We start from the raw sequence: 22,179 nt of genomic DNA on the forward strand, positions 1-22,179 counted from the left end.
CATGCTGACCTGGGCGGTGAAGGCCTTGGTGGAGGCGACCCCGATCTCCGGACCGCAATGGATCGGCCAGACCACGTCGGCCTCGCGGGCGATGGTGGATTCCACCGCGTTCACCAGGGCCGCGCTCTTCATGCCCTTGGCCTTGCAGTAGCGGAAGGCGGCGAGCGTGTCGGCGGTCTCGCCGGACTGGGAGATCAGGAGGCCGGCTTGGCCCGGGGTGAGCGGCGGCTCGCGGTAGCGGAACTCCGAGGCGACCTCGACCTCGCAGGGCAGGCCGGCCAGCTTCTCGAACAGGTATCGCGCGATCTGGCCGGCGTAGCTCGCGGTGCCGCAGGCGACGATCTGCACCCGGTCGAACCGGGCGAAATCCACTCCGCCCGGCGCATGCACACGGCCGGTGGTCGGGTTGATGTAGGCCGACAGCGTATGCTGGCAGGCGTCCGGCTGGTCGTGGATCTCCTTCTCCATGAAGTGCCGGTAGTTGCCTTTCTCCACCAGCGCCGCGGAGGCCGCGACCGTGCGCGCCGGCCGCTCCGCCGGCTGGCCGGTTTCGTCGAAGATGTGCGCGCCCTTGTGGTCGATGGCCACGTAGTCGCCTTCGTCCAGGTAGGCGATGCGGTTGGTGAACGGCCCGACCGCCAGCGCATCGGAGCCCAGGAACATCTCGCCCTGGCCGTAGCCCACCACCAGCGGCGAGCCGCGCCGGGCCCCCATGATCAGCTCATCCTCGCCGTCGACCAGCACGGCGATGGCGTAGGCGCCTGTGAGCTGGTCGAGCGTGGCCTTCAGCGCCTCGAGCGGCGGCCGCGTCTGGAGCTCGTAGTCGAGGAGCTGGGCGATGACTTCGGTATCGGTCTCGCTCTCGAAGCTGCGGCCCTTTTCCTTCAGGGCCTCGCGCAGTTCGGCGTAGTTCTCGATGATGCCGTTGTGGACCAGGGTGACGCGGCCGGCGCGCTGCGGGTGGGCGTTGGTCTCCGAAGGCGCTCCGTGGGTCGCCCAGCGAGTGTGCCCGATGCCGACGCTCGCCGTCAGCGGCTCTGCGGCGAGCACGTCCTCCAGCGCCCGGATCTTGCCCTTGGCGCGGCGGCGCTCGACATGGCCGTCGACCACGCCCGCGACGCCGGCGGAGTCGTAACCGCGGTATTCCAGGCGCTTGAGACTGTCGATCAGCCGGTCCTGCACGGGCTTCACGCCGACGATGCCGATGATCCCGCACATGGGCTTTGGCTTCCTTTATGATAAACGCCAATGGTCGAACGCGAGCGCGGCCGGCTTTACCATTCAACAAAATACCGTCGACTAAATCTGGGTTTCGGATCGTTTCGTGAGCAGCCGATGAGCACGCGCGCCTACTTCGGGACCGATGGAATTCGTGGCCAGGCCAATCGCTACCCGATGACGGCGGAGGTGGCTCTGCGCGTGGGCATGGCGGCCGGCAAGATCTTCATGTCGAAGGACGACCGGCGCCACCTGGTGGTGATCGGCAAGGACACGCGGCTCTCAGGCTACATGCTCGAGCCGGCGCTGGTGGCGGGCTTCACCTCGGTGGGCATGGATGTGCGCCTGTTCGGGCCGCTGCCGACGCCGGGCGTGGCGATGATGACCCGCAGCCTGCGGGCCGATCTGGGGGTGATGATCTCCGCCTCGCACAACCACTTCGCCGACAACGGCATCAAGCTGTTCGGGCCCGACGGCTACAAGCTCTCCGACGAGCGCGAGCTGGAGATCGAGGCGCTGATGGATCAGGGCCTGGAGGAGGGGCTGGCCTCCCCCCAGGCGCTCGGCCGCGTGCAGCGGATCGACGACTGCCAGGCCCGCTATGTGGAGATCGCCAAGGCGACATTCCCGCGCCGGCTTAACCTCGCGGGGCTTCGAATCGTCATCGATTGCGCCAACGGCGCGGCCTACAAGGTGGCGCCTGAGGCGCTCTATGAGCTGGGCGCCGAGGTGCTGAGCGTGGGCGTCGCGCCGAACGGCTTCAACATCAACGAGGAGTGCGGCTCCACCCACCCTGCGGCCATGCAGAAGATGGTCAAGGAGTACCGCGCCGACATCGGCATCGCCCTCGACGGCGACGCCGACCGGGTGATCATCTGCGACGAGAAGGGCCAGGTCGTGGACGGCGATCAGATCATGGCGCTGATCGCCGACAGCTGGGCCAAGCGCGACCGGCTCACCGGCGGCGGGGTGGTGGCGACGCTCTACTCCAACCTCGGGCTGGAGCGGTTCCTGGCCGAGCGGGGGCTGACTTTGCAGCGAACCCCGGTGGGGGACCGCGCGGTGATGGTTCGGATGCGCGAGGGCGGCTTCAATCTTGGCGGCGAGCAGTCGGGCCACATCATCCTGCGCGACTTCGCGACCACCGGCGACGGCCTCCTGGCCGCCCTGCAGGTGCTGGCGGTGCTGAAGGAGAGCGATCAGCCGATGAGCGCGCTCGCCCGGCAGTTCGAGCCCGCGCCGCAAAAGCTGGAGAACGTGCGCTTCCAGGCCGGCAAGCCGCTGGAGAGCGAGCAGGTTCAGGCCGTGATCAAGCAGGCCGAGCAGCGGCTGAACGGCTCAGGCCGTCTCGTCGTGCGCGCCTCCGGCACCGAGCCCATGATCCGGATCATGGCCGAGGGCGACGACGAGAAGCTCGTCAATCAGGTGGTCAAGGAGATCGCCGGCGCCGTGAAGAAAGCCGCCGCCTGACTCAAGAGCAACCCTACCCAAGCCTTAACTGTTGTGTCAGTCTCGACACAACCGCGTCGCTCGACGGCGTGGACAAAGAGCTTGGGGAGGAACAATGCGGCGTCACCTCGTCTTCGGGGACGCGGCGCGGCCGGAGGTGAGCCGGAGCGTGAGTTCGCTCGCCTGCCTGGCCTTCGTCGCGCTGCTGGCCGTGGCCTTCTGGGCCGGCGCGCTCTGGCTCGGCCAGCTCGTCGTGCGGATCAGCCAGGTCGGGTTCTGATCAGGTCGGCGGGTCGAGCATGAAGGCGCCGGCGATCTTGCCGTCGGCGCCAAGCGCGATCGCGCAGCGCTTCACCCCATGCGCGAACTTCACTTCGTAGACATCGTCTCCCTGGCGATCGACCTCCTTGAAGGCGACTGCTTCGATCGCGCCGAGCGCCGCAAGATTCCCCTGCGCTTTGGGGAGCCGGCCGCGGATGGACTCGGCGAATTGCGGAGCCATGTCGCCATAGGGCGGCTCGCCGCGCGCCGTGCCTTCCAGCAGCCTCCGCAGGGCCGCTTGGGCGCCGGGGTCCTCCGTCGTGCGCGGTGAGAAGAGCTGCGCCTTGGAAAGCGCCGCCACCTCCAGGGCTTTGGGGTTCTGGCCGAGATGTTCGAGAGCGACCTTGAGCGCCTGGTCCGCCGGAACCGCGAAGTCCGGAGCCACGCCGCGGCCCTCCCAGTTGGTCTTGGTGATCGGGTTTTCCGCCCGACCGCGCGGCACGAACATCGCCAGGTTGGAGCCCAGGTCGGCCACACCGCCGGGGTTGGCACCGCCGCCGGTGGTCTCGCCGATCAGGGCGGCGAGCTTCTGGGTCTGCACGTCGTAGGCGAACTCCTCGCCCCCGGAAAAGGTGCGCGCGCTCGTCAGCACGATGATGCGCTTGGCCCTGATGTGCCCGGGCGTTGGAATGGTCCAGAATTCCTCGCGCCGATACTCGCTCGTGCCCTCTTTCCGCCAGAGGAGGTCGTTCAGGTGCGCCTTGCGGCCGTCCGGCTCCAGCCAGCTGACGAGATAGGCGACGCTCGCCGGATCGCCGCCGCCGTTGCGGCGCGCATCGATGATCAGCGCCGGCGCATCGGCCAGCTTGGCCATGGCTTCGTCGACCGCCCGCCTGAAGACGGGCAGCGGCGGGAAGCCGATCACCTCGATGTAGCCGACGCCGCCGGGCAGGCGGTCGGCCCGCGTCACCCCGGCCTGGCTCCGGGGCGGCGGACCGGGCGGCAGTCCGGGCGGCGGAATGTCCGGCGCGATGACGCTCAGGTGCTTGTCGTGGGCGATCTCGCGCAGATCGGCCGTGATCCGGTGGGCGAAGGCGATCCGGTCGAGTCCGTCGTAGGCGCCGGCCGCGAGCGAGCTCTCGAGCCTATCCGCGGCCTCGGCCCCGACCTCCGGAAACACGTATTGCGTTCTGAGCGCTTTTTGCGCGGTCTCCACCGCCTGCTTGCGCGCCGCAGCATCGAAGGGGGCCGCCGGCGCCGGCGTCTGGGCTGAGGCGGCTCCGGCGAGGATGAGCGCAGCCATGGCTGCGACAAGACGCTTCACGGCAGGTTCTCCCAAGTTCGGCGCCACTCCACCACGGATCGCCGGTTGCGGCCAAGTTCGCCGGCGGGCATATTCGGGTTCGCCGAAGGAGGGTTCTCCTCATGGGTAGGAACGAGCGCTGAGCGCACCGCCTCGCTGACCGGGTCCTCGGACGATCTGCGTCGCCCATCCCTCGTGCCTGTCGGTCACCCATGGCCTATTTCGCCAACCGCGCGGTCAACCGCGTGCACCTGCATTCCGCCCTGGTCGCTTTCGCCCAGGGCGCGGGCGGGCTGTTCTTCTTCGTCTTCCTGCTGCATGCGGGCGTCTCGCCGACGCTGGCGCTTCTCAGCCAGGCGGGCGTGGTGTTCGGGCGTTTCCTGGTCCGGCCCGCCCTGCTGCCGCTGGCCAAGCGATGGGGGCTGAAACCGCTGCTCCTGGCGGGCAATGCGGTGATGGCGGCCCAATACCCGCTGCTCGCGCTCGTCCACGGCCTCGGGGCGGCGCTGGTCGCCGTGATCGCCGTCGCGGGCCTGGGCGAGGTGCTCTACTGGATGAGCTACAACGCCTACTACGCCGCGATTGGCGACGCGGAGCACCGCGGTCACCAGCTCGGCGCCCGCGAAGCCCTGGTGTCGCTGATCGGCATCGTGGCGCCGCTCGCCGGCGCCTGGGGCCTGATGACGGCGGGCCCCGCATGGACGTTCGCCGGCGTGGCGCTCGTGCAGCTCGCCGCCTCTGCGCCCCTGATACGAGTCCCCAACGTGGCGGTGAAGTCCGCCGCCCCCGGCGCCTTCAAGGCGGCCTCGCCAGCGATCTGGCTGATGATCGCCGACGGCTGGTTCGACACCAGCTATCTCTTCGCCTGGCAGATCGCTCTGTTCGTGGCGCTGGGGCGGAGCTTCACGGCCTACGGCGGCGCCATGGCCCTGGCGAGCCTCGTGGGCGCGGCGGGCGCGCTCGCCATGGGCCGGCACGTGGACGGCGGCGGCGGACGGCGGGTCGTGGCGATCACCTATGGCGTGGCGACCGCTCTGATCCTCGCGCGCGCCGGGAGCCTGGGCTGGGCCGCCGCGGCCGTGGCGGCCAACGCCGCGGGCGGACTGCTGAATCCGCTGCTGGGACCGACGATCGGCCCGGCCATCTACAACCGAAGCCAGGCCTCGCCGTGCTCCCTGCGCTTCGCCATGGTGACGGAGACGGGCTGGGACGTGGGCTGTTTCGTCGCCTCCCTGATCGCGGCCGCGCTGTTCGCCGCCGGCGCGCCCCTGGTCAGCGGCGTGTTGCTCGCGCTTCCGGCGATCGCGGCCAGCGCGGCCGTCCTATGGCGCATGTACCCGCGCAGTCGTCGCGAGGCGCTCGCATGAGCGAGGCCGCACGGATCGAGGTGACGGCGGAGACCGTCGAGCGGATGGTCGCTTCGCAGTTCCCGCGCTGGGCCGGGCTTCCCATTATTCCGGTTCCGGCTAGCGGGACCGACAACGCCATGTTCCGCCTCGGCGATGAGCTCGCTGTGCGCCTTCCGCGGGTGGATTGGGCGGTCGCCGCCGTCCACAAGGAGCAGGCGTGGCTCCCGAAGCTTGCGCCGCATCTGCCGCTGCCGATCCCCGTCCCGCTCGCGCGCGGAGCGCCCGGTGGGGGGTATCCCTGGCCGTGGTCCGTCTGCCGTTGGGTCCCCGGCGAGACGGTGGCGCCTGGGTCGATCCCTCATGAAACGGGCCTGGCTCGCGACCTCGGCGGATTTCTGCGGGCGCTTTGGGCCGTCGATGCATCCGGCGGACCGCCGCCCGGGCCGCACAACTTCGGACGCGGCGCGCCGCTCCGCAGCCGTGATCGTCGCGCCAAGGCAGATATGGCGCTGGTCGGCGCCATGTATGATCCCGCCATGCTGGCGGAAGTGTGGGAGACGGCCCTCGCCGCGCCCGCCTGGGAAGGACCGCCGGTCTGGATCCACGGCGACCCGCAAGGGGGCAATCTGCTGGTTCTGGACGGGCGGCTGAACGGCGTCATCGATTTCGGCGGCCTGGGCGTGGGCGATCCGGCTTGCGACCTCATCGTCGCCTGGAATCTGTTCGGCCCCGAGGGTCGCGCGGCCTTCCGCACCGCGATCGGCGTGGATCAGGCGACCTGGCGGCGGGGGCGCGGCTGGGCGCTTTCCACAGGACTTACGGCGCTGCCGTACTACCTCGACCGCTTGCCTGCGGTCGCGCGGTGGGCGCGGCGGACCTTGGATGAGGTCCTCGCCGACGCAGAGCTCTAGGCAACCCTCGCCAGGGCCTCGCCGATGCGGCCGACGAGCTCGTCGATCTGCGCTTCGGTGATGATCAAGGGCGGCGAGAGCGCGATGGTGTCGCCGGTCACCCGGATCAGCGCGCCCGCCTCGAACAGGCGCTGGAACACCTCGGCGCCGCGCTTGCCGGGCGCGCCCCCGCGGGGCTCGAGCTCGATGCCTGCGACCAGGCCGAGGTTGCGGACGTCCTTCACGTGCCGGGCGCCATCGAGGCTGTGGACGGCGTCCGCCCAGCGCGCCTCCAGGGCCGCCACGCGCTGGAACAGGCCCTCCTCGGCGTAGAGGCTGAGCGCCGCGGCGCCCGCCGCCACCGCCAGCGGGTGGGCGGAATAGGTGTAGCCGTGGAAGAGCTCGATGCCGGCCGGCGCCTGGTCCACCACCGCCCGGTAGATCTCCGCGGTCACGCCCACCGCGCCCATCGGCACCGAGGCGTTGGTGAGGCCCTTGGCGAGGGTGATCAGGTCGGGGGTGACGCCGAACCGCTCGGCTGCGGTGGCCGCGCCCAGCCGGCCGAAGCCGGTGATCACCTCGTCGAAGATCAGCAGGATGCCGTGGGCGTCGCAGATCGCGCGCAGCCGCTCGAGGTAGCCCTTGGGCGGCACGAGCACGCCCGCCGAGCCCGCCAGCGGCTCGACGATGACGGCAGCGATGGTGTCGGCGCCATGCAGCGCCACGAGCCGCTCCAGGTCCTCGGCGAGCTCGGCGCCGCGCTCCGGCTGGCCGCGGACGAAGGTCTGCTCGGGATCGAGCGTGTGGCGGATGTGGTCGACGCCGGGCAAGAGGGCGAAGGCGCGGCGGTTGTTGGGCAGCCCGCCCACCGAGATGCCGCCGAAGCCCACGCCGTGATAGCCCTTCTCGCGGCCGATCAGGCGGGTGCGCGCGCCCTGGCCGATGGCGCGCTGGTAGGCCAGCGCGATCTTCAGCGCGCTGTCGACCGCCTCCGAGCCGGAGTTGCCGAAGAACACGTGGTCGAAGCCCGCCGGCAGGATGGCGGTGAGCCGCTGGGCGAAATCGAAGGCCCTGGGATGCGACAGCTGGAAGGAAGGCGCGTAGTCCAGGACGCCCGCCTCCCGGCGGATCGCCTCGACGATCGGCTCGCGGCAGTGGCCGGCGTTGACGCACCACAGCCCGGCCGTGCCGTCGAGCAGCTTGCGGCCGTCGACGGTGGTGTAGTGCATGTCCTTGGCCGAGGCGAGCAGGCGGGGGCCGGCCTTGAATCCGCGGTTGTCGGTGAACGGCATCCAGAAGGCGGAGAGGTCGTTCGGCAGCACCGGCGCCGCATCGTCCAGGGCCATGGCGGTCTCCTCTGGCTGGCTCTCGAACGTCACAGACTTTCGGCGAAGCGACAACACCGCAGCCTTGCGTTGGCGGCCTCGGCAGCCTCGTATGTGAACCCGGTTCAGGCGGGAGGCGCGACCCATGGACTTCCGGACGACGACCGTCGAGGCGCTGGTGGGACAGGTCCGCGAGCGGCGGCTGTCGGCCCGCGAGCTGACCGAGGCGGCGCTGGCCAACATCGAGGCGACCAACCCGCGGCTGAACGCGGTCTGCGCGGTCGATCCCAAGCGCGCGCTCGCCGAGGCCGAGGCGGTGGACGCGCGGCTCGCCAAGGGCGATGCGGTGGGCCCGCTCGCCGGCATCCCGCTGCTGGTCAAGGACCTGGAGGACGCCGCCGGCTATAAGACGACCTACGGCTCGGCGCTGCACCAGGAGGCCGCGCCCGCGAGGGCCGACTCCGTGCTGGTCGGGCGGCTGAAGGCGGCCGGCTGCGTGGTGATCGGCAAGGCGAACACGCCGGCGTTCGGCTTCAAGGCGCTGACCGAGAACATCCCGTTCGGCGTGACGCGCAATCCGTGGAACCCGGCCTATCATGCGGGCGGCTCCTCGGGCGGTTCGGCCTCGGCGCTGGCGGCCGGCGTCACGCCGCTCGCCACCGGCTCGGACGGCGGCGGCTCGATCCGCATCCCCGCCGCGGTCTGCGGCTTCTCCGGCATCAAGTGCAGCCAGGGCCAGGCGCCGAACGGCGGGCCCAATGCGCCGGGCTCCGGGGTTCTGGCGGTGAAGGGGCCGATGGCGCTTCGCGTGCGCGACACGGCGCTGGCGCTGGACGCGGTGCGCGGGGCCGAGCCCACCGACCCCTACAGCCTGCCCTCCGACGGAAGCTCCTGGCGCCGCGCGCTGGACGGCGACAATCGCCCGCGCAAGGTGATCTGGTCGCCGACGCTCGGCTTCGCGCACGTCGACGACGAGGTGCTCGCCCACGCACAGGCGGTGGTCGACGAACTGGCGGCGGCCGGCGTCGAGGTGGTGCGGAAGGACAAGGTGTGGGACGAAAGCCCCAACCTCGCCTGGTTCGTCATCTGGGCGGCCCAGCGCGCCCGCGCCCAGGGCCATCTGAAGGGCACGGCCGACTGGGAGAAGATCGACGCCGACCTGCGCGATCAGATCGAGGCGGGCCTGGGCTATGGGGCGGCGGCCTACGCCCAGTCGCTCGATCTCGCCCACGCGCTCGCCTATCGGCTCAATGAGGCGATGGAGGACGCCGACGTCCTCATCACCCTCACCCTCGCCGGCCATCCGCCGAAGATCGGCGGCCAGGGGATGATCAACGGCCAGCCGTCGGGCGCGGAGTGGGTGCAGTTCACCCCGGCGATCAACATGACGCGAAATCCGGCGGGCTCGGCGCCGATCGGCCTCTCCTCGCTCGGCCTGCCGCTCTCCCTGCAGGTGATCGGCCGGCAGAAGAGCGACGTGGCGGTCCTCAAGGCGCTCTGTTTCCTGGAGGACCTCACCGACCCGAAGTTCGCCGCGCCGCACGGGGTCTCCGCCTGAGCGGATCATCGTGCTAGGCTGGACGTTCGTTTCGGGGGTGCGGTCTCGCTCAGACGCCAGCCCGACGGCGGGAGCCTTGCGCGAGCCGCGCCCTGTAGCAGGGTCCGGAGGTCGCGTTATGGCGGTCCATAATCACGTCGAAAACCCATTCGAGTATGTGCTCGAGAAGCTGAGCTGGTCGTTCTCGGGCGCGGGCCGCCGCGACCGCGCCGCCCGCGCCGCGGCGCGGGTCGAGCCGCAGGTCCGCCGGATCGTGGCCGCGGACCTGTGGGACTCGCTGCGCAAGGGCCTGGCCGACTTCGCCGCGGCGCGCGACGACGTGGTGTTCATCGCGATCATCTATCCGCTGGCCGGCCTCGCGCTGGCGGCGCTGGCGATGCACTACGCGCTGCTGCCGATGATCTTCCCGCTGGCCGCCGGGTTCGCGCTGATCGGTCCGCTGGCGGCGCTCGGGCTCTATGAGATCAGCCGCCGGCGCGAGAGAGGCGAGGAGGTGAGCTGGACGCACGCCGCAAGCGTGTTCGAATCGCCCGCCATCGTCCCGATCATCGGCATGGGCGTGATCCTGGTCGCGCTGTTCGGACTGTGGCTCGCGGCCGCCTACGAGATCAGCCTGGTCGCGTTCGGCAACGGACCGCCCGGCTCGATCGCCGGCTTCGTCCGTCAGGTGTTCGCCACCGGCGCGGGCTGGGAGATGATCGCCATCGGCATCGTCGTGGGCTTCGTCTTCGCGCTCGTCGCCTTCGTGATCAGCGTGGTCTCCTTCCCGCTGCTGCTCGACCGGCACGTCGACCTGGACGTCGCCATCCGCACCTCGATCGACGCGGTGCGGGCGAACCCCGGCGCCCTGGCGCTCTGGGCGGTCGTGGTGGCCGCCCTCCTGGTCGCCGGCTCGCTCCCGGCGTTGGTCGGGCTGATCGTCGTCGTGCCGGTGCTGGGCCACGCCAGCTGGCACCTCTACCGCAAGCTGGTCGCGCCCGGCTGAGCCCAAAGCCCTGGCGTTTCGCACGGTCCCGCCGCAAGCTCCTGGGCGTGCGGAAGAGGGGCCCTCGCCATGGCTGACGACCTCGTGCGGACGAAGGATGCGATCGTGCGGCTGCCGGCCCGCGAGATCCCTCCGCCGCGCGGCGCCAGCGAGGCCGCCCGCCAGGCGCTGGCCGCGCCGCGGCCGGCCCGGGCCGCCTATCCCGAGCTGCAGGACGCCGAAGCCTGGCGCCGCGTGATCGCCGCCGCCGATGCGCAGCGCGCGGCGCAGAGCGCGGGGCTGGAGCCGCGCCTCAAGGCGGACACCCAGGCGATGACGCTCGGCGGCGCGCCGGCCTTCCTGGCGATCCCGCGGGCCGAGCGGCTGATCGACGAGCGGCACGTGCTGCTCGACTTCCACGGCGGCGCCCTGATCCAGGGCGGCGGCGCAGACGCGGTGCGGTTCAACGCCAAGGCGATGGCGCTGCGCACCGGCCGCGCGGCCTATTCCGTGGACTACCGCATGCCGCCGGACCACCCCTATCCGGCCGCGCTGGACGACGCCGTGGCCGCCTACCGCGCGCTGCTCTCGATCCGCAAGCCCGAGGAGATCGTGGTGAGCGGAGTCTCGGCGGGCGGCAACCTTGCGGCGGCCGTGCTGCTGCGCGCCCGCGACGAGGGCCTGCCGACGCCGGCCGGCGCGCTGCTGCTGACGCCCGAGGTCGACCTGACCGAGAGCGGCGACACCTTCGCCACTCTGGCCGGCCTCGACATCCTGGTCCCGCTGATCCAGGTGAACCGGCTGTATGCCGCGGGCGCCGACCTCGCGCACCCATACCTGTCGCCGCTGTTCGGCGATGTCTCCGGATTCCCGCCCACCTTCCTGCAGAGCGGGACGCGCGACCTGTTCCTCTCCAACACCGTGCGCCTGCACCGCAAGCTGCGCGCCGCCGGGTTGCGCGCCGAGCTGCACGTCTGGGAAGCCATGACCCACGGAGGTTTCGGCGGCTTCACGCCCGAGGACCGCGAGGTGAACGCCGAGATGCAGGCCTTCCTGGCCTCGCTCTGAGGCGGGCCTAGACGGAGGCGCGGCCGACGCTGGCGTAGGCGAAGCCGCGGGCGCGCATGTCCTCCGGCTTGTAGATGTTGCGCAGGTCGACCATCACCGGCCGCTTCATGATCAGCTTGATCCGGTCGAGGTCGAGGGCGCGGAACTGGTCCCACTCGGTGATGATCACCAGGGCGTCGGCTCCCTCGGCGACGCCGTAGGGATCCTCCTTGAAATCCACGTCGCGCAGCAGCTGACGGGCCTCGTGCAGCCCCTCCGGGTCGAAGGCCTGCACCGTCGCGCCGGCCGCCTGCAGGGCGGGCACGATGTCGAGCGAGGGCGCGTCGCGCATGTCGTCGGTGTTCGGCTTGAAGGTGAGCCCCAGCACCCCGATGACCCGCCCGCGGAGGTCGCCGCCGTCGAGGGCCGCCTTCACCTTCTCCGCCATCGCCTTCTTGCGGGCGTCGTTGACCCGGATGGTGGTCTCGATGAGCTCGACGGGGGCGCCCGCGTCGCGCGCGGTGCGCACCAGGGCCAGGGTGTCCTTCGGAAAGCACGAGCCGCCATAGCCCGGGCCGGCGTGCAGGAACTTCGCCCCGATGCGGTTGTCGAGGCCGATGCCGCGGGCCACCTGCTGGACGTCGGCGTCCACCGCTTCGCAGAGCTCGGCGATCTCGTTGATGAAGGTGATCTTCATCGCCAGGAAGGCGTTGGCCGCATACTTGGTGAGCTCGGAGGTCCGGCGGCTGGTGAACAGGATAGGCGTCTCGTTGAGATAGAGCGGCCGATAGAGCTCGCGCATCACCGCTTGGGCGCGCGGATCCTGCGTCCCCACCACGACCCGGTCGGGGCGCTTGAAGTCCTCGATCGCCGCGCCTTCGCGCAGGAACTCGGGGTTGGAGACCACCGCGACGTCGGCGTCGGGGCGCACGCGCCGGACGATCGCCTCGATCTCGTCGCCCGTGCCGACCGGCACCGTCGACTTGGTGACCAGCACGGTGAAGCCGTCCACCAGCTCGGCGACCTCGGCCGCCGCCGCATGCACGTAGCTGAGGTCCGCATGGCCGTCGCCGCGGCGCGAGGGGGTTCCGACGGCGATGAACACCGCCTCCGCCGCGGTCACGGCTGCGGCCGCATCGGTGGCGAAGAACAGCCGCCCCGCCTCGACGTTGCGGGCCACGATCCGATCCAGCCCCGGCTCGTAGATCGGGATGCCGCCGGCCTTCAGCCGCTCGATCTTGGCGGCGTCCTTGTCGATGCAGGTCACGATGTGGCCGAAGTCGGCGAAACAGGCGCCGCTGACCAGGCCCACGTAGCCCGTCCCGATCATCGCCACATGCATGCGCAATTACCCCTAAGCTTGCCGCCGCGCTTTGATCATGACGGCCGCGCGCGGGCTAGGCGCCGATGGCCACAGGCCGCGGAAATCGCCTCAGATCTCCTGGTTGTAGCCCCCGACCTGCGGGTGCTTGGCGAGGCGCGGCTTCACCTCCTTGCGGAACAGGTCGCGCATGTCGTCCTCGGACCTGGAGCTCTCGACCACCACCACCAGTTCCGGCTTGTTGGAGGAGGCCCGCACCAGCACCCAGGAGCCGTCCTCGAGCGCCACGCGCACGCCGTTGACGGTGATCAGGTCGGCGATCTGGCGCCCCAGGATCTTCCCGCCGGCCTTTCGCAGCTCTTGGTACTCGCGCACGATCGCCTCGACGACGGCGTACTTCTCCTCGTCGGCGCAATGCGGGCTCATGGTGAGCGAGGTCCAGGCGACCGGCAACGCCTTCTTGAGCTCCGAGAGCCGCTTGCCGCCGGCCCGATCGAGCATGGAGAGGATCGCCGCCGCGGCGACCAGGCCGTCGTCGTAGCCGCGCCCGTTCGGCGGGTTGAAGAAGAAGTGGCCGCTCTTCTCGAAGCCCGCGAGCGCGCCAAGCTCGGCGGTCTTGCGCTTGATGTAGGAGTGGCCGGTCTTCCAGTAGACCGTCGTCGCGCGGTTGGCCTTCAGCACCTCGTCGGTGGCGAACAGGCCCGTCGACTTCACGTCCACGACAAAGGTGGCGTCCTTGTGCAGCCCCGAGAGATCGCGGGCCAGCATCAGCCCGATCTTGTCGGCGAAGATCTCCTCGCCCTCGTCGTCCACCACCCCGCAACGGTCGCCGTCGCCGTCGAAGCCCAGCGCGAGGTCGGCCCCATGCGCCCGCACCGCCTCGGCCATGGCGTGCAGCATGACCTGGTCCTCGGGATTGGGGTTGTACTTCGGGAAGCTCCAGTCGAGGGCGGTGTCCATCTCAATCACCTCGGCGACCCCCATCTTGCGCAGCGCCTGAGGCGCGAAAGCGCCGGCCGTGCCGTTGCCGCAGGCGCAGACCACGCGCAGCGGCCGGGTGAGCCTGGCGCGGTTCGCCGCATCCTGGATGTAGCGCTCGGCCACGCCGTCGGCCATGCGCACGGAGCCGCCCTCGCCCGTACGCCAGAGGCCGTTCAGCGTGATCTCCTTCAGCCGCCCCATCTCGTCGGGGCCGAAGGTCAGCGGCCGCTCGGCGCCCATCTTGACGCCGGTCCAGCCGTTCTCGTTGTGGCTGGCCGTGACCATGGCGACGCACGGCGCGTCGAGGTCGAACTGGGCGAAATAGGCCATCGGCGTCACGGCCAGGCCGATGTCCAGCACCTCGCAGCCGGCGGAGACCAGGCCCAGCGTCAGCGCCTGCTTGATGGAGAGCGAATAGGACCGGTAGTCGTGACCGACCACGATCTTCCGATGGCCCAGCTCCTGGATGTAGGTCCCGAGCGACAGCCCGAGAGCCTGGACGCCCAGGAGGTTGATCTCCGGCCCGAACAGCCAGCGCGCGTCGTACTCGCGGAACCCGGTCGCCTTGACGAGCGGCTCGGTCTCGAAGGCGAGCGTGTTGGGGACGAGGTCGGCGCGCGGGACGTGCAGCATCGTGGCTCCAGGCGATTGGCGAGCTGTGTTTAGTCGCGCCTCGGCGCCCGCGCCACCAACGCTTCCAGCGCCGCTTGGTTTTCGACGGCCTACATCACGCCGGCGCGCAGCAGGTCGTGGACGTGAAGGATGCCCACCGGCCGGTCGGCCTCCACCACGAACAGCACGGTGACGCGGGGCAGGGCCGTGTCGCCGGCGTCGGCCGCGGCGCCCTCGGTCATGATCGCCAGCGCCTCGGAGGCGAGCATGTCCGGCGGGACGGTCTTCTTGGGCCCGGGCGTCATCACCTCGACGGCGGTGTGGTCGAGCAGGCCCTCGATGTGCCGCCGCAGGTCGCCGTCGCTGATTGCGCCCACCAGCCGGCGCGCCGGGTCGACGACGCCGACGATCCCGAACCGCTTGCCGGTCATCACCAGCAACGCCTCGCGCATCGGCGCATCGGCTGCGACCAGCGGCAGCTCCTCGCCGCCGTGCATCAGGTCGCCCACGGTGCGCAGCATCGCGCCGAGCTTGCCGCCCGGATGCAGGACGTGGAAGTCCTGGGGCTTGAACCCGCGCCGCTCCAGGAGCGCCACTGCGAGCGCATCGCCGAGGCCGATCTGCAGAGTGGTGGAGGTGGTGGGCGCGTTGAGCTCCGGCGCGCAGGCCTCCGGCGCGTCGGGCAGCAGCAGCAGCACGTCGGCGGCCCGGCCGAGCGCGCTCCCGGCGACCGCGGTCATCGCGATCAGCGGGATATGGAAGCGCTTGGCGTAGGCGATCACGTCGGCCAGCTCGCGCGTCTCGCCGGTCTTCGAGAGCGCCAGGATCACGTCGCCGCCGCCGATCATCCCCAGGTCGCCGTGGCTGGCCTCCGTGGCGTGCACGAACATCGCCTGCGAGCCGGTGGAGGCGAGGGTGGCGGCGATCTTGCGCGCCACATGCCCGGACTTGCCGATGCCGGTGCAGACGATGCGGCCCTTGGCGTCGAACAAGGTCTCGACCGCCTTGGTGAAGCTTGCGCCCAGGGCATCGGCCATCTGTCGCAGCGCCTCCCCCTCGGCCGCGAGAACGCGGCGGCCCACCGCGATGGCGTCGAAGGCGCTCATTGCGACGGGGTGAGGGCGCGGTTCTGCAGGTTGCGCACGGCGTCGCGCGCCTGCTGGATGCGCCGCTGCGAGGCGAGCGTCTCGCGCTGCATGGCCGCGTGCATGGCCGGCGTCTGCTGCACCGGGGTGTGGCCGAACGGGCCGGGCGAGCGGGCGCCCAGCCCCTGCGGCCACGCCAGGGCGAGCGCCACCACGGCGAGCGTCAGGAGGCCGAGAGCGGGCAGGTAGAGACGATCGAGCATGCCAAGGCTCCTATACCGGCTCCGCGCGCCGGCCGCCATGCGCCGAGCTTGACGCGGGCGCCCGCCAGGTCCTAGCCGCTCTCCAGCCATCACCAGGAGGCGCCGTTGCCCACCCTCATCCTGCTGCGCCATGGCCAGAGCCAGTGGAACCTGGAGGACAGGTTCACCGGCTGGGTGGATGTCGACCTGACGCCGCAGGGCGAGGCCGAGGCGATCAAGGGCGGCCAGCTCATCAAGGCGGCCGGGATCGCGATCGACCGCTGCTACACCTCTGTGCTGACGCGCGCGATCCGCACCTCCTGGCTGGCGCTCTGGGCGGCGGACCAGACCTTTGTCCCAGAGGTGAAGGACTGGCGTCTCAACGAGCGTCACTACGGCGGCCTCACGGGGCTCAACAAGACGCAGACCGCCGAGACGCATGGCGCCGAGCAGGTGAGGCTCTGGCGTCGCTCCTACGACGTCCCGCCCCCTGAGCTCAGCCGCGACAGCCCCTTCGACTTCACGAAGGACCGCCGCTACGCCGGCGCGATCCTGCCGCGCACCGAAAGCCTGAAGACGACGCTCGATCGCGTGCGCCCCTGCTGGGAGGGCGAGATCGCCCCAAAGGCGGCGGCGGGCGAGACCCTTCTCATCGCCGCGCACGGCAACTCCCTGCGGGCGATCGTGAAGCTCCTCTTCGGCGTCTCGGACGCCGAGATCGTGGGCGTCGAGATCCCCACGGGCAACCCGCTGGTCCTCGACCTCACGCCCGCGCTGAAACCCACGAAGGCGCGGTATCTCGACGACGCTCGCGCCCAGGCGATCCCGGCGATCTAGCGCGCCGGAAATCCGCCGTTAGCCGCAGCGCGCTGAAGCTGGACATGGACGCGTGGAGGTCGCGGTGCGCTGTCTGCGCCTTCTCGGACGGGGCAGGAAGGGGCATGTAGGGGCCGTGCAGGACGACGAAGCCATGATGCGTCGCGCCGTCGCGCTCGCGCGCACCAACCTCGGGCGCACCGACGAGAACCCCGCGGTGGGCTGCGTGATCGCCAAGAACGGCGAGATCGTGGGCGAGGGTTGGACGGGAGAGGGCGGCCGGCCGCATGCCGAGGAGGTCGCGCTCGACCGGGCCGGCGAGGCCGCCCGCGGCGCCACCGCCTACGTCACCCTGGAGCCATGCGGCGCGCGCTCCTCCGGCGCGGCCTCGTGCGCCCAGCGGCTTGCCGCCGCAGGCGTCACGCGGGTGGCGATCGCCTGCGAGGACCCGTCGGCCTACGCTGCGGGTCGCGGCGTGGCGCGGCTGCGTGCATCCGGCGTCGATGTTGACCTGGGATTGCTGAGCGCCGAGGCGGCGGCGCTTTACGCCGCCTATGAGCCGCGGAACATCGCCCCCCCGAAACGCTAAACATTGGAAATGCATCCTTAATCCGCAGCGTCCTAGGCTCCGATCGAAGGAATCCGGTCGAAGCCGTCGCCATGCCCGTCGCCCCCACCTCGAGCCTCGTCGTTCGCCGTCTCAACCAGGCGGACACGGAGCTGATTTGCGCCAAGCACGACCGGCTTTGGAGTTCCAAGCCGGGCGGCGCCCGGGCCGTCTTCGCCTGGTGCGACCTGACCGGCCTCGACCTCTCCGGCAAGAACCTCTGCGACGCGGACTTCACCGGCGCCGTGCTGGCCTCCTGCCGGCTGAACGGCGCGAGGCTCGACCATGCCAACCTGTTCGGCGCCGATCTGCAGGATGCCGACCTCGCCGAGGCCTCGATGCGGCGCGCCGACCTGCGCGGCGCCTGCCTGCGCAACGCCAACCTGACCGGCGCGGACCTGTTCGAGGCCGACCTGCGCGAAGGCGTGCTCGCCGCCGCCGATCGCCAGCACGGCTTCCGCCGCCTGGAGACCACCTTCCTGAGCTCGGGCGAGGTGCAGGGCGCGATCCTCGCCGGCGCCAACCTGGAGCGCTCGCGGCTCTCCGGCGTCATGGCGGTGCGCGCCGACTTCACTGACGCGGTGCTGAAGGACGCCAAGCTGGTCCGCGCCAACCTGAAGCACGCCGCCATGACGGGGGCCGACCTCTCGGGCGCCGACCTGTCGGGGGCGGACCTCGCCGGCGCCGACCTGCGCGACGCCATCCTGGTCGGGGCCAAGACGTCCTCCTGGAACGTGCTCGACGCCAACCTCGCCGGCGCGCTCACCGACGAGCCGACCGGCCGGCCGGCCGAGCAGGTGAAGTACGCCAACCTCGTGCGCGAACACGCCCGCTGGTGCGAGACCGACGGGGCGGAGGGCAGTCCCTCGGCCTTCGACAAGGCCGACCTGCGCGGGCTCGCCACCGTGCGCGGGTTCAACCTGACGGCGCTCTCGGCCAAGCAAGCGATCTTCTACGGCCTCGACATGGAAGGCGTTCAGCTGCAGGGCGCGCATCTCGACGGCGCGGACCTGAGAAGCTGCAACCTGCGGCGCGCGGACCTGCGCGGCGCGCGGCTGGTGGGCGCCAAGCTCGCCGGCGCCGACCTGCGCGAAGCCCAGATGGGCCCCCTGATCCTGGGCTCGGACCGGCTGCTTTCCTGCGACCTGAGCGGCGCGGTCCTGAAGTTCGCCGACCTCACCGGGGCGGACCTGCGTCGGGCGATCTTCCGCAACGCCGACGTCAGCCGCGCCAACTTCCGCGGCGCCCTGATGCGGCAGGCGGACTTCACCGGCGTCATCCGCCACGCGGCGCTCGGCCTGGAGGACGTGGTCTGAGCCCGCGCGAGAGAGTCTAGGTTGTCCAGACCCGCCCTTCCCGGACGTCGCCGGCTCACCGCAGCCGAGCTCGACCTCATCGTCTCCGCCCACGGCCGTCTGGTCGCCGGCCAGCCGGGCGGCAAGCGCGCCTCGCTGCCGTTCGTGGACTTCTCGGGCCTGGACCTTTCCGGACGCGAGCTGTCGGGCGCCGACCTGCGCGGCTCGGTGTTCGACGGGGCGAAGCTGGCCGGCTGCCGGCTGGTCGCGGCCAACCTCGCCGGCTGCGATCTGCGCGGCGCGGACCTGCGCGGCGCGGTGCTCGTCAAGGCCGACCTGCGCGGCGCCTGCCTGCAGGGCGCGAACCTCACCGACGCCGACCTGTCGGAGGTCGACCTGCGGCCCGGCAAGGTCGCCATGCCGCATCCCAGCAAGGGGTTCCCGGCTGTGGTGGAGGAGCCGCGCTCAGGCGAGGTCGATCGGGCCAACCTGACCGGCGCGAGCCTCGACGGCAGCCGCCTCGACGGGCTCTACGCGCAGGGGACCGACTTTTCCGACTGCTCGTTCAAGGGCGCGAGCCTGCTCGACGCCAACCTGAAGGGGGCGAGCCTCAGCGGCGCATTGCTCGAAAAGACCGCCCTCTCCGGCGCCAATCTCGAGGGCGCCGACCTGCAAGGCGCCGTGCTGGCCGGGACCCCGCTCGAGGCCGCCAAGACCGCCGGCGCCAAGCTGGACCGGATGCTGGCGGCGCCCAACCGCGCCGAGCTGTCGCGCGCCCAACAGCTGCTGGTCGCCATCCGCGGCCACGACCAATGGGTGCGGACCGGCGGCAAGCAGGGCGGCCGCGCGGTGCTGGACGGCGAGGATCTGCGGCCGCTCGCCGAGGAGCTCAAGGGGCTGAGGTTGACCGCGATCAGCGCCAAGCAGGCGATCCTGGTGGGCGTCGACCTGAGCACGACCGAGCTGCAGGGCGCCGACCTCGAGGGCGCCGACCTGCGCGGGGCCTGCCTGCGCGAGGCGGACCTGCGCGGCGCGAAGCTCAGCGGCGCAAACCTCACCAAGGCGGAGCTCTCGGCGGCGCTGTTCAGTCCCCTGCCGCTCGGCGCCGGCCGCTCGACGCCCACCAATCTGACAGCGGCGCGGATGCGCTCCGCGACCGCCTCGCGAGCGGATTTCACCGGCGCTCTGATGGCCGAAGCGGACCTCAAGGGCTGCGACCTCTCCGGCGCGAAGCTTGCCGCCGTCGAGCTGTCGGCCAACCAGCGCCGCGCCTCGCGCGGCCTCGCGCCCGCCTGAGCCGCAGAAAAAGGGCGGCGCGGGAAGCCCGCACCGCCCCTGCTTCTGGTGTGTGCGTCCGTCAGGGACGCGGGGTCGATCGTCAGGCGGCCTTCTCGGTGGTCTCGCCCTCGATCAGGGTCGATTTGCCCGAGCCGATCTCGATGCGCCGCGGCTTCAGCGCTTCCGGCAGCTCGCGCTTGAGGGCGATCTGCAGCAGGCCGTCACGCAGGTCGGCGTTGGTCACCACCACATAATCGGCGAGCTGGAACCGGCGCTCGAAATTGCGCTCGGCCAGGCCGCGATGCAGGTAGTGGCGGTCCTCGTCGTTGGCCGCCTTGCGGCCCTGCACGGTCAGGAGGTTCTCCTTGACCTCGACGTTCAGCTCTTCGGGCGTGAAGCCCGCGACCGCGATCTCGATCCGGTATTCGTTCTCGGCGGTGCGTTCGATGTTGTAGGGCGGATATCCGGTCGCCGCTTCGGCGCTGGCGGATTCCAGCAGATCGGCGAGGCGATCGAAGCCCACGACCGAGCGATAAAGGGGAGAGAAGTCCAGAGTACGCATGCGATTCACATCCTTCTTCTTGAAGCAAGGTTGCGTTGTGATTGAGCGCGCGTCGCGAGCCGAAGGCCCCGCTGTGCGCGCCCGGAAAGCCCGGGGAATCCAGCGCCTTCCGCAGCTCAGGTGGGGAACGGCCGCAGCCCTTTCAAGAGCTCGACGCGGATGGCTCGGCGCGCCCCGCGCCGCCCCTGCCCGGGCGTCCGCAGTCGAGCGATCCAACGGCTGCGGGCTGGGCGAGAGCGACCGAATGACGCTGCGCCGCCCAAAGCCCGCTTCCGCTCGCCCGTGACGGTTTACTTCACTCGCGCCTGAGGTGAAGCTTTCCTGCGATTCGGGAGCATCTTGGGGGCATGGCGACGCTGGAGGAGCTGACGGAACGCATCCGCCACGCCGCAGCGTCCGATCAGGAGATGGGCAAGTCGCTCAAGCTGGACCTCAAAGGCGAGGGCGTGATCCACATCGACGGCGCGGCGGTGAGCAATGAGGACCGGCCGGCCGACCTCGTGGTGACGCTGGCCAAGCGCGACCTGGAAGCCATCGGCGCGGGAAAACTCGATCCGGTCCGCGCCATGATGAGCGGCCGCCTCAGGCTCTCCGACATGGGCCTCGCCCTGCAGCTTCGCCCGCAGATCCAGGCGCTGTTCGAGCGGGCGCGCGGCTGATGGACGGGGCCCCGCCGCTGATCGCCGTCCCCGGCGCGCCGATCCCCGAGGGCGCGGAGCCAACCTGGATCGAAGGCTATGGCGGCGCGCCGCTGCGCGCGGCGCTGTTCACGCCCAAGGGGCGCGTGCGCGGCTCGATCGTGCTGTCCGGCGGCCGCACGGAGGTGATCGAGAAGTACTTCGAGGTCATCCAGGACTTCCTCGACCGCGGCTTCGTGGTGCTGGCGCACGACTGGCGCGGCCAGGGGCTGTCGCACCGTCTGCTCGCCGATCCCCTGAAGGGCCACGCCGAGGGCGCGAAACCGTTCCTGGAAGACTTCCGCATCCTGCTGGAGGCCTACCAGGCGCGGCTGCCGAAGCCGTGGGTGGCCGTGGCGCACTCGATGGGCGGTTGCCTGACGCTGCTCGCAATGGTGCGCGGCGAGGACCGCTTCGCCGCCGCGATCCTCTCGGCGCCGATGCTGGGCGTGCAGACGGGCGGCCGTTCGCTCGGCTCGACGAAGCTGCTGGTGGGCTTGAGCAAGTTGCTGGGCCGCGGCAAGCGCTACCTCCTGAACGATCCCGGCAAGCCGTTCGATGACGCCTTCGACAGCAACGTCCTGACCCACGATCCGCGGCGCTACGCGCGCGCCTGCGCCCCCATCAAGGCGGAGCCGAAGCTGGCGCTCGGCGCGCCGACCTGGGGGTGGCTCGACTTTGCGCTCGCCGCCACGGCCGAGCTCGCGCGGCCCGAGCGGCTCGCCCGGGTCACCGCGCCGGTGATCATCCTCTCGGCCGAAGAGGACAAGCTGGTCGACAACGCCGCCCAGATGGCGGCCGCCCGCAATCTGCCGCAGGGGAAAATCGTCAATGTCCCCGGCGCCTACCACGAGATCCTGATGGAGAGCGACGACATGCGAAACATCTTCATGAAGGCGTTCGACGCCCTGACCGGACGCGTCGCGCCGATGCCGGCGGAGCCGCCCAGCGCTACGGCGCCTGCGGCCGCCCCGACGCCTGCGCCGGCCCCCGCCATGGCGGCGGCCGCGGCCAGGGCGGCCCCGGCTCCGGCGGCGAAGAAGCCGGCCGCCAAGAAGGCCGCTGCGAAGAAGCCGGCGGCCAAGAAGGCCTCGGCGAAGCCGGCGGCGGCCAAGAAGCCGGCCGTGAAGAAGGCTGCGGCGAAGAAGGCGGCGGCCAAGCCTGTGGCGGCCAGGAAGGCCCCGGCGAAGCGGAAGTCCGCGGCCAAGCCGGCGGCGGCGAAGAAGGCGCCTGCGGCCAAGAAGGCTGCGGCCAGGAAGGCCCCGGCGAAGCGGAAGCCCGCGGCCAGGAAGGCGCCGGCGAAGCGCACGCCGAAGGCCTGAGGCGCGGCTGGCCTAGG

General features: G+C 71.1%; 21 protein-coding genes. 13 read left to right on the top strand and 8 right to left on the bottom strand.

Annotated elements, in window-relative coordinates; translation table 11 throughout:
• Positions 1 to 1,218 (bottom strand): glutamine--fructose-6-phosphate transaminase (isomerizing) (glmS, locus tag Q0W60_RS14355; RefSeq protein ID WP_297696754.1); only part of this gene is annotated, 1,218 nt, incomplete at its 3' end.
• Positions 1,219 to 1,335: 117 nt separating this feature from the next.
• Between glmS and glmM the strand changes: the two genes are divergently transcribed.
• Both glmM and Q0W60_RS14365 read left to right on the top strand, forming a co-directional pair.
• Positions 1,336 to 2,688 (top strand): phosphoglucosamine mutase, encoded by a 1,353-nt coding sequence (gene glmM, locus Q0W60_RS14360; RefSeq protein WP_297696756.1) that lies wholly within the window; start codon positions 1,336 to 1,338, stop codon positions 2,686 to 2,688.
• A 94-nt stretch (positions 2,689 to 2,782) separates the two neighbouring features.
• Positions 2,783 to 2,947, top strand: a complete 165-nt coding sequence (locus tag Q0W60_RS14365) for a hypothetical protein (RefSeq protein ID WP_297696758.1) — start codon at positions 2,783 to 2,785, stop codon at positions 2,945 to 2,947.
• On the opposite strand, the gene Q0W60_RS14370 is transcribed toward Q0W60_RS14365, so the two are convergent.
• Positions 2,948 to 4,252, bottom strand: a complete 1,305-nt coding sequence (locus Q0W60_RS14370; RefSeq protein ID WP_297696760.1) for a S41 family peptidase — start codon at positions 4,250 to 4,252, stop codon at positions 2,948 to 2,950.
• Between the two features lie 191 nt (positions 4,253 to 4,443).
• Between Q0W60_RS14370 and Q0W60_RS14375 the strand changes: the two genes are divergently transcribed.
• Positions 4,444 to 5,598 carry a hypothetical protein gene (locus Q0W60_RS14375; RefSeq protein ID WP_297696762.1) on the top strand — a complete coding sequence of 385 codons (1,155 nt, stop codon included), beginning with the start codon at positions 4,444 to 4,446 and terminating at the stop codon, positions 5,596 to 5,598.
• Entirely contained in the window at positions 5,595 to 6,491 is an 897-nt protein-coding gene (locus Q0W60_RS14380) for an aminoglycoside phosphotransferase family protein (RefSeq protein WP_297696764.1), read from the top strand. The genes Q0W60_RS14375 and Q0W60_RS14380 overlap by 4 nt, the downstream gene beginning before the upstream one ends.
• Here the strand turns inward: Q0W60_RS14380 and Q0W60_RS14385 are convergent.
• Positions 6,488 to 7,816 carry an aspartate aminotransferase family protein gene (locus Q0W60_RS14385; RefSeq protein ID WP_297696766.1) on the bottom strand — a complete coding sequence of 443 codons (1,329 nt, stop codon included), beginning with the start codon at positions 7,814 to 7,816 and terminating at the stop codon, positions 6,488 to 6,490. The two genes, Q0W60_RS14380 and Q0W60_RS14385, sit on opposite strands and share 4 nt — an antisense overlap.
• A gap of 124 nt (positions 7,817 to 7,940) precedes the next feature.
• Here Q0W60_RS14385 and Q0W60_RS14390 point away from each other — a divergent pair, with 124 nt between their 5' ends.
• From Q0W60_RS14390 to Q0W60_RS14400, 3 genes are all read left to right on the top strand, one after another.
• Positions 7,941 to 9,353 carry an amidase family protein gene (locus Q0W60_RS14390; RefSeq protein WP_297696768.1) on the top strand — a complete coding sequence of 471 codons (1,413 nt, stop codon included), beginning with the start codon at positions 7,941 to 7,943 and terminating at the stop codon, positions 9,351 to 9,353.
• Positions 9,354 to 9,471: 118 nt separating this feature from the next.
• A complete protein-coding gene (locus Q0W60_RS14395) occupies positions 9,472 to 10,338 on the top strand; it encodes a DUF2189 domain-containing protein (RefSeq protein WP_297696769.1) in 867 nt (288 codons plus the stop codon).
• A 69-nt stretch (positions 10,339 to 10,407) separates the two neighbouring features.
• The gene (locus Q0W60_RS14400; RefSeq protein WP_297696771.1) at positions 10,408 to 11,385 is read left to right on the top strand and encodes an alpha/beta hydrolase; all 978 of its coding nucleotides are present in this window, start codon (positions 10,408 to 10,410) and stop codon (positions 11,383 to 11,385) included.
• A 7-nt stretch (positions 11,386 to 11,392) separates the two neighbouring features.
• Here the strand turns inward: Q0W60_RS14400 and Q0W60_RS14405 are convergent, their stop codons facing one another.
• From Q0W60_RS14405 to Q0W60_RS14420, 4 genes are all read right to left on the bottom strand, one after another.
• Positions 11,393 to 12,706 (bottom strand): UDP-glucose/GDP-mannose dehydrogenase family protein, encoded by a 1,314-nt coding sequence (locus tag Q0W60_RS14405; RefSeq protein WP_297696773.1) that lies wholly within the window; start codon positions 12,704 to 12,706, stop codon positions 11,393 to 11,395.
• Positions 12,707 to 12,796: 90 nt separating this feature from the next.
• Complete coding sequence (locus Q0W60_RS14410; protein ID WP_297696775.1) at positions 12,797 to 14,299, bottom strand: phosphomannomutase/phosphoglucomutase; 1,503 nt, start codon at positions 14,297 to 14,299, stop codon at positions 12,797 to 12,799.
• A gap of 89 nt (positions 14,300 to 14,388) precedes the next feature.
• Positions 14,389 to 15,384 carry a KpsF/GutQ family sugar-phosphate isomerase gene (locus tag Q0W60_RS14415; RefSeq protein WP_297696777.1) on the bottom strand — a complete coding sequence of 332 codons (996 nt, stop codon included), beginning with the start codon at positions 15,382 to 15,384 and terminating at the stop codon, positions 14,389 to 14,391.
• Positions 15,381 to 15,626 carry a hypothetical protein gene (locus Q0W60_RS14420; RefSeq protein ID WP_297696778.1) on the bottom strand — a complete coding sequence of 82 codons (246 nt, stop codon included), beginning with the start codon at positions 15,624 to 15,626 and terminating at the stop codon, positions 15,381 to 15,383. Before Q0W60_RS14420 ends, Q0W60_RS14415 begins: the two co-directional genes overlap by 4 nt.
• Before the next feature lie 105 nt (positions 15,627 to 15,731).
• Here Q0W60_RS14420 and gpmA point away from each other — a divergent pair, with 105 nt between their 5' ends.
• The 4 genes from gpmA to Q0W60_RS14440 all read left to right on the top strand — a co-directional run bounded on the left by gpmA (position 15,732) and on the right by Q0W60_RS14440 (position 19,619).
• A complete protein-coding gene (gene gpmA / locus Q0W60_RS14425; protein WP_297696779.1) occupies positions 15,732 to 16,442 on the top strand; it encodes a 2,3-diphosphoglycerate-dependent phosphoglycerate mutase in 711 nt (236 codons plus the stop codon).
• A 115-nt stretch (positions 16,443 to 16,557) separates the two neighbouring features.
• Positions 16,558 to 17,010, top strand: a complete 453-nt coding sequence (locus tag Q0W60_RS14430) for a bifunctional diaminohydroxyphosphoribosylaminopyrimidine deaminase/5-amino-6-(5-phosphoribosylamino)uracil reductase RibD (RefSeq protein WP_297696780.1) — start codon at positions 16,558 to 16,560, stop codon at positions 17,008 to 17,010.
• A gap of 71 nt (positions 17,011 to 17,081) precedes the next feature.
• A complete protein-coding gene (locus Q0W60_RS14435; RefSeq protein ID WP_297696781.1) occupies positions 17,082 to 18,344 on the top strand; it encodes a pentapeptide repeat-containing protein in 1,263 nt (420 codons plus the stop codon).
• A gap of 21 nt (positions 18,345 to 18,365) precedes the next feature.
• Positions 18,366 to 19,619 (top strand): pentapeptide repeat-containing protein, encoded by a 1,254-nt coding sequence (locus tag Q0W60_RS14440; protein WP_297696782.1) that lies wholly within the window; start codon positions 18,366 to 18,368, stop codon positions 19,617 to 19,619.
• 82 nt (positions 19,620 to 19,701) lie between these two features.
• Here Q0W60_RS14440 and Q0W60_RS14445 read toward each other — a convergent pair whose 3' ends face one another.
• Positions 19,702 to 20,163 carry an Hsp20 family protein gene (locus tag Q0W60_RS14445; protein WP_297696783.1) on the bottom strand — a complete coding sequence of 154 codons (462 nt, stop codon included), beginning with the start codon at positions 20,161 to 20,163 and terminating at the stop codon, positions 19,702 to 19,704.
• A gap of 347 nt (positions 20,164 to 20,510) precedes the next feature.
• On the opposite strand from Q0W60_RS14445, the gene Q0W60_RS14450 reads away from it, so the two are divergent.
• Together Q0W60_RS14450 and Q0W60_RS14455 are read left to right on the top strand one after the other, a co-directional pair.
• Positions 20,511 to 20,822, top strand: coding sequence for an SCP2 sterol-binding domain-containing protein (locus tag Q0W60_RS14450; RefSeq protein ID WP_297696784.1), 312 nt, complete (start codon positions 20,511 to 20,513; stop codon positions 20,820 to 20,822).
• Positions 20,822 to 22,162, top strand: coding sequence for an alpha/beta hydrolase (locus Q0W60_RS14455; protein WP_366075758.1), 1,341 nt, complete (start codon positions 20,822 to 20,824; stop codon positions 22,160 to 22,162). Before Q0W60_RS14450 ends, Q0W60_RS14455 begins: the two co-directional genes overlap by 1 nt.
• Positions 22,163 to 22,179 lie beyond the last annotated feature (17 nt).

The organism is Phenylobacterium sp. (genome assembly GCF_025934275.1).
GTDB lineage: Bacteria > Pseudomonadota > Alphaproteobacteria > Caulobacterales > Caulobacteraceae > Phenylobacterium.

Bases quoted from the DNA above. Each gene is read 5' to 3' on its own strand.
- Q0W60_RS14415 (WP_297696777.1), bottom strand. From the start codon at position 15,384: ATGAGCGCCTTCGACGCCATCGCGGTGGGCCGCCGCGTTCTCGCGGCC.
- Q0W60_RS14375 (WP_297696762.1), top strand. From the start codon at position 4,444: ATGGCCTATTTCGCCAACCGCGCGGTCAACCGCGTGCACCTGCATTCC.
- Q0W60_RS14380 (WP_297696764.1), top strand. From the start codon at position 5,595: ATGAGCGAGGCCGCACGGATCGAGGTGACGGCGGAGACCGTCGAGCGG.
- Q0W60_RS14450 (WP_297696784.1), top strand. From the start codon at position 20,511: ATGGCGACGCTGGAGGAGCTGACGGAACGCATCCGCCACGCCGCAGCG.
- Q0W60_RS14390 (WP_297696768.1), top strand. From the start codon at position 7,941: ATGGACTTCCGGACGACGACCGTCGAGGCGCTGGTGGGACAGGTCCGC.
- Q0W60_RS14420 (WP_297696778.1), bottom strand. From the start codon at position 15,626: ATGCTCGATCGTCTCTACCTGCCCGCTCTCGGCCTCCTGACGCTCGCC.
- Q0W60_RS14405 (WP_297696773.1), bottom strand. From the start codon at position 12,706: ATGCATGTGGCGATGATCGGGACGGGCTACGTGGGCCTGGTCAGCGGC.
- Q0W60_RS14435 (WP_297696781.1), top strand. From the start codon at position 17,082: ATGCCCGTCGCCCCCACCTCGAGCCTCGTCGTTCGCCGTCTCAACCAG.
- Q0W60_RS14445 (WP_297696783.1), bottom strand. From the start codon at position 20,163: ATGCGTACTCTGGACTTCTCTCCCCTTTATCGCTCGGTCGTGGGCTTC.
- Q0W60_RS14455 (WP_366075758.1), top strand. From the start codon at position 20,822: ATGGACGGGGCCCCGCCGCTGATCGCCGTCCCCGGCGCGCCGATCCCC.
- Q0W60_RS14385 (WP_297696766.1), bottom strand. From the start codon at position 7,816: ATGGCCCTGGACGATGCGGCGCCGGTGCTGCCGAACGACCTCTCCGCC.
- Q0W60_RS14365 (WP_297696758.1), top strand. From the start codon at position 2,783: ATGCGGCGTCACCTCGTCTTCGGGGACGCGGCGCGGCCGGAGGTGAGC.
- Q0W60_RS14395 (WP_297696769.1), top strand. From the start codon at position 9,472: ATGGCGGTCCATAATCACGTCGAAAACCCATTCGAGTATGTGCTCGAG.
- Q0W60_RS14410 (WP_297696775.1), bottom strand. From the start codon at position 14,299: ATGCTGCACGTCCCGCGCGCCGACCTCGTCCCCAACACGCTCGCCTTC.
- glmM (WP_297696756.1), top strand. From the start codon at position 1,336: ATGAGCACGCGCGCCTACTTCGGGACCGATGGAATTCGTGGCCAGGCC.
- Q0W60_RS14400 (WP_297696771.1), top strand. From the start codon at position 10,408: ATGGCTGACGACCTCGTGCGGACGAAGGATGCGATCGTGCGGCTGCCG.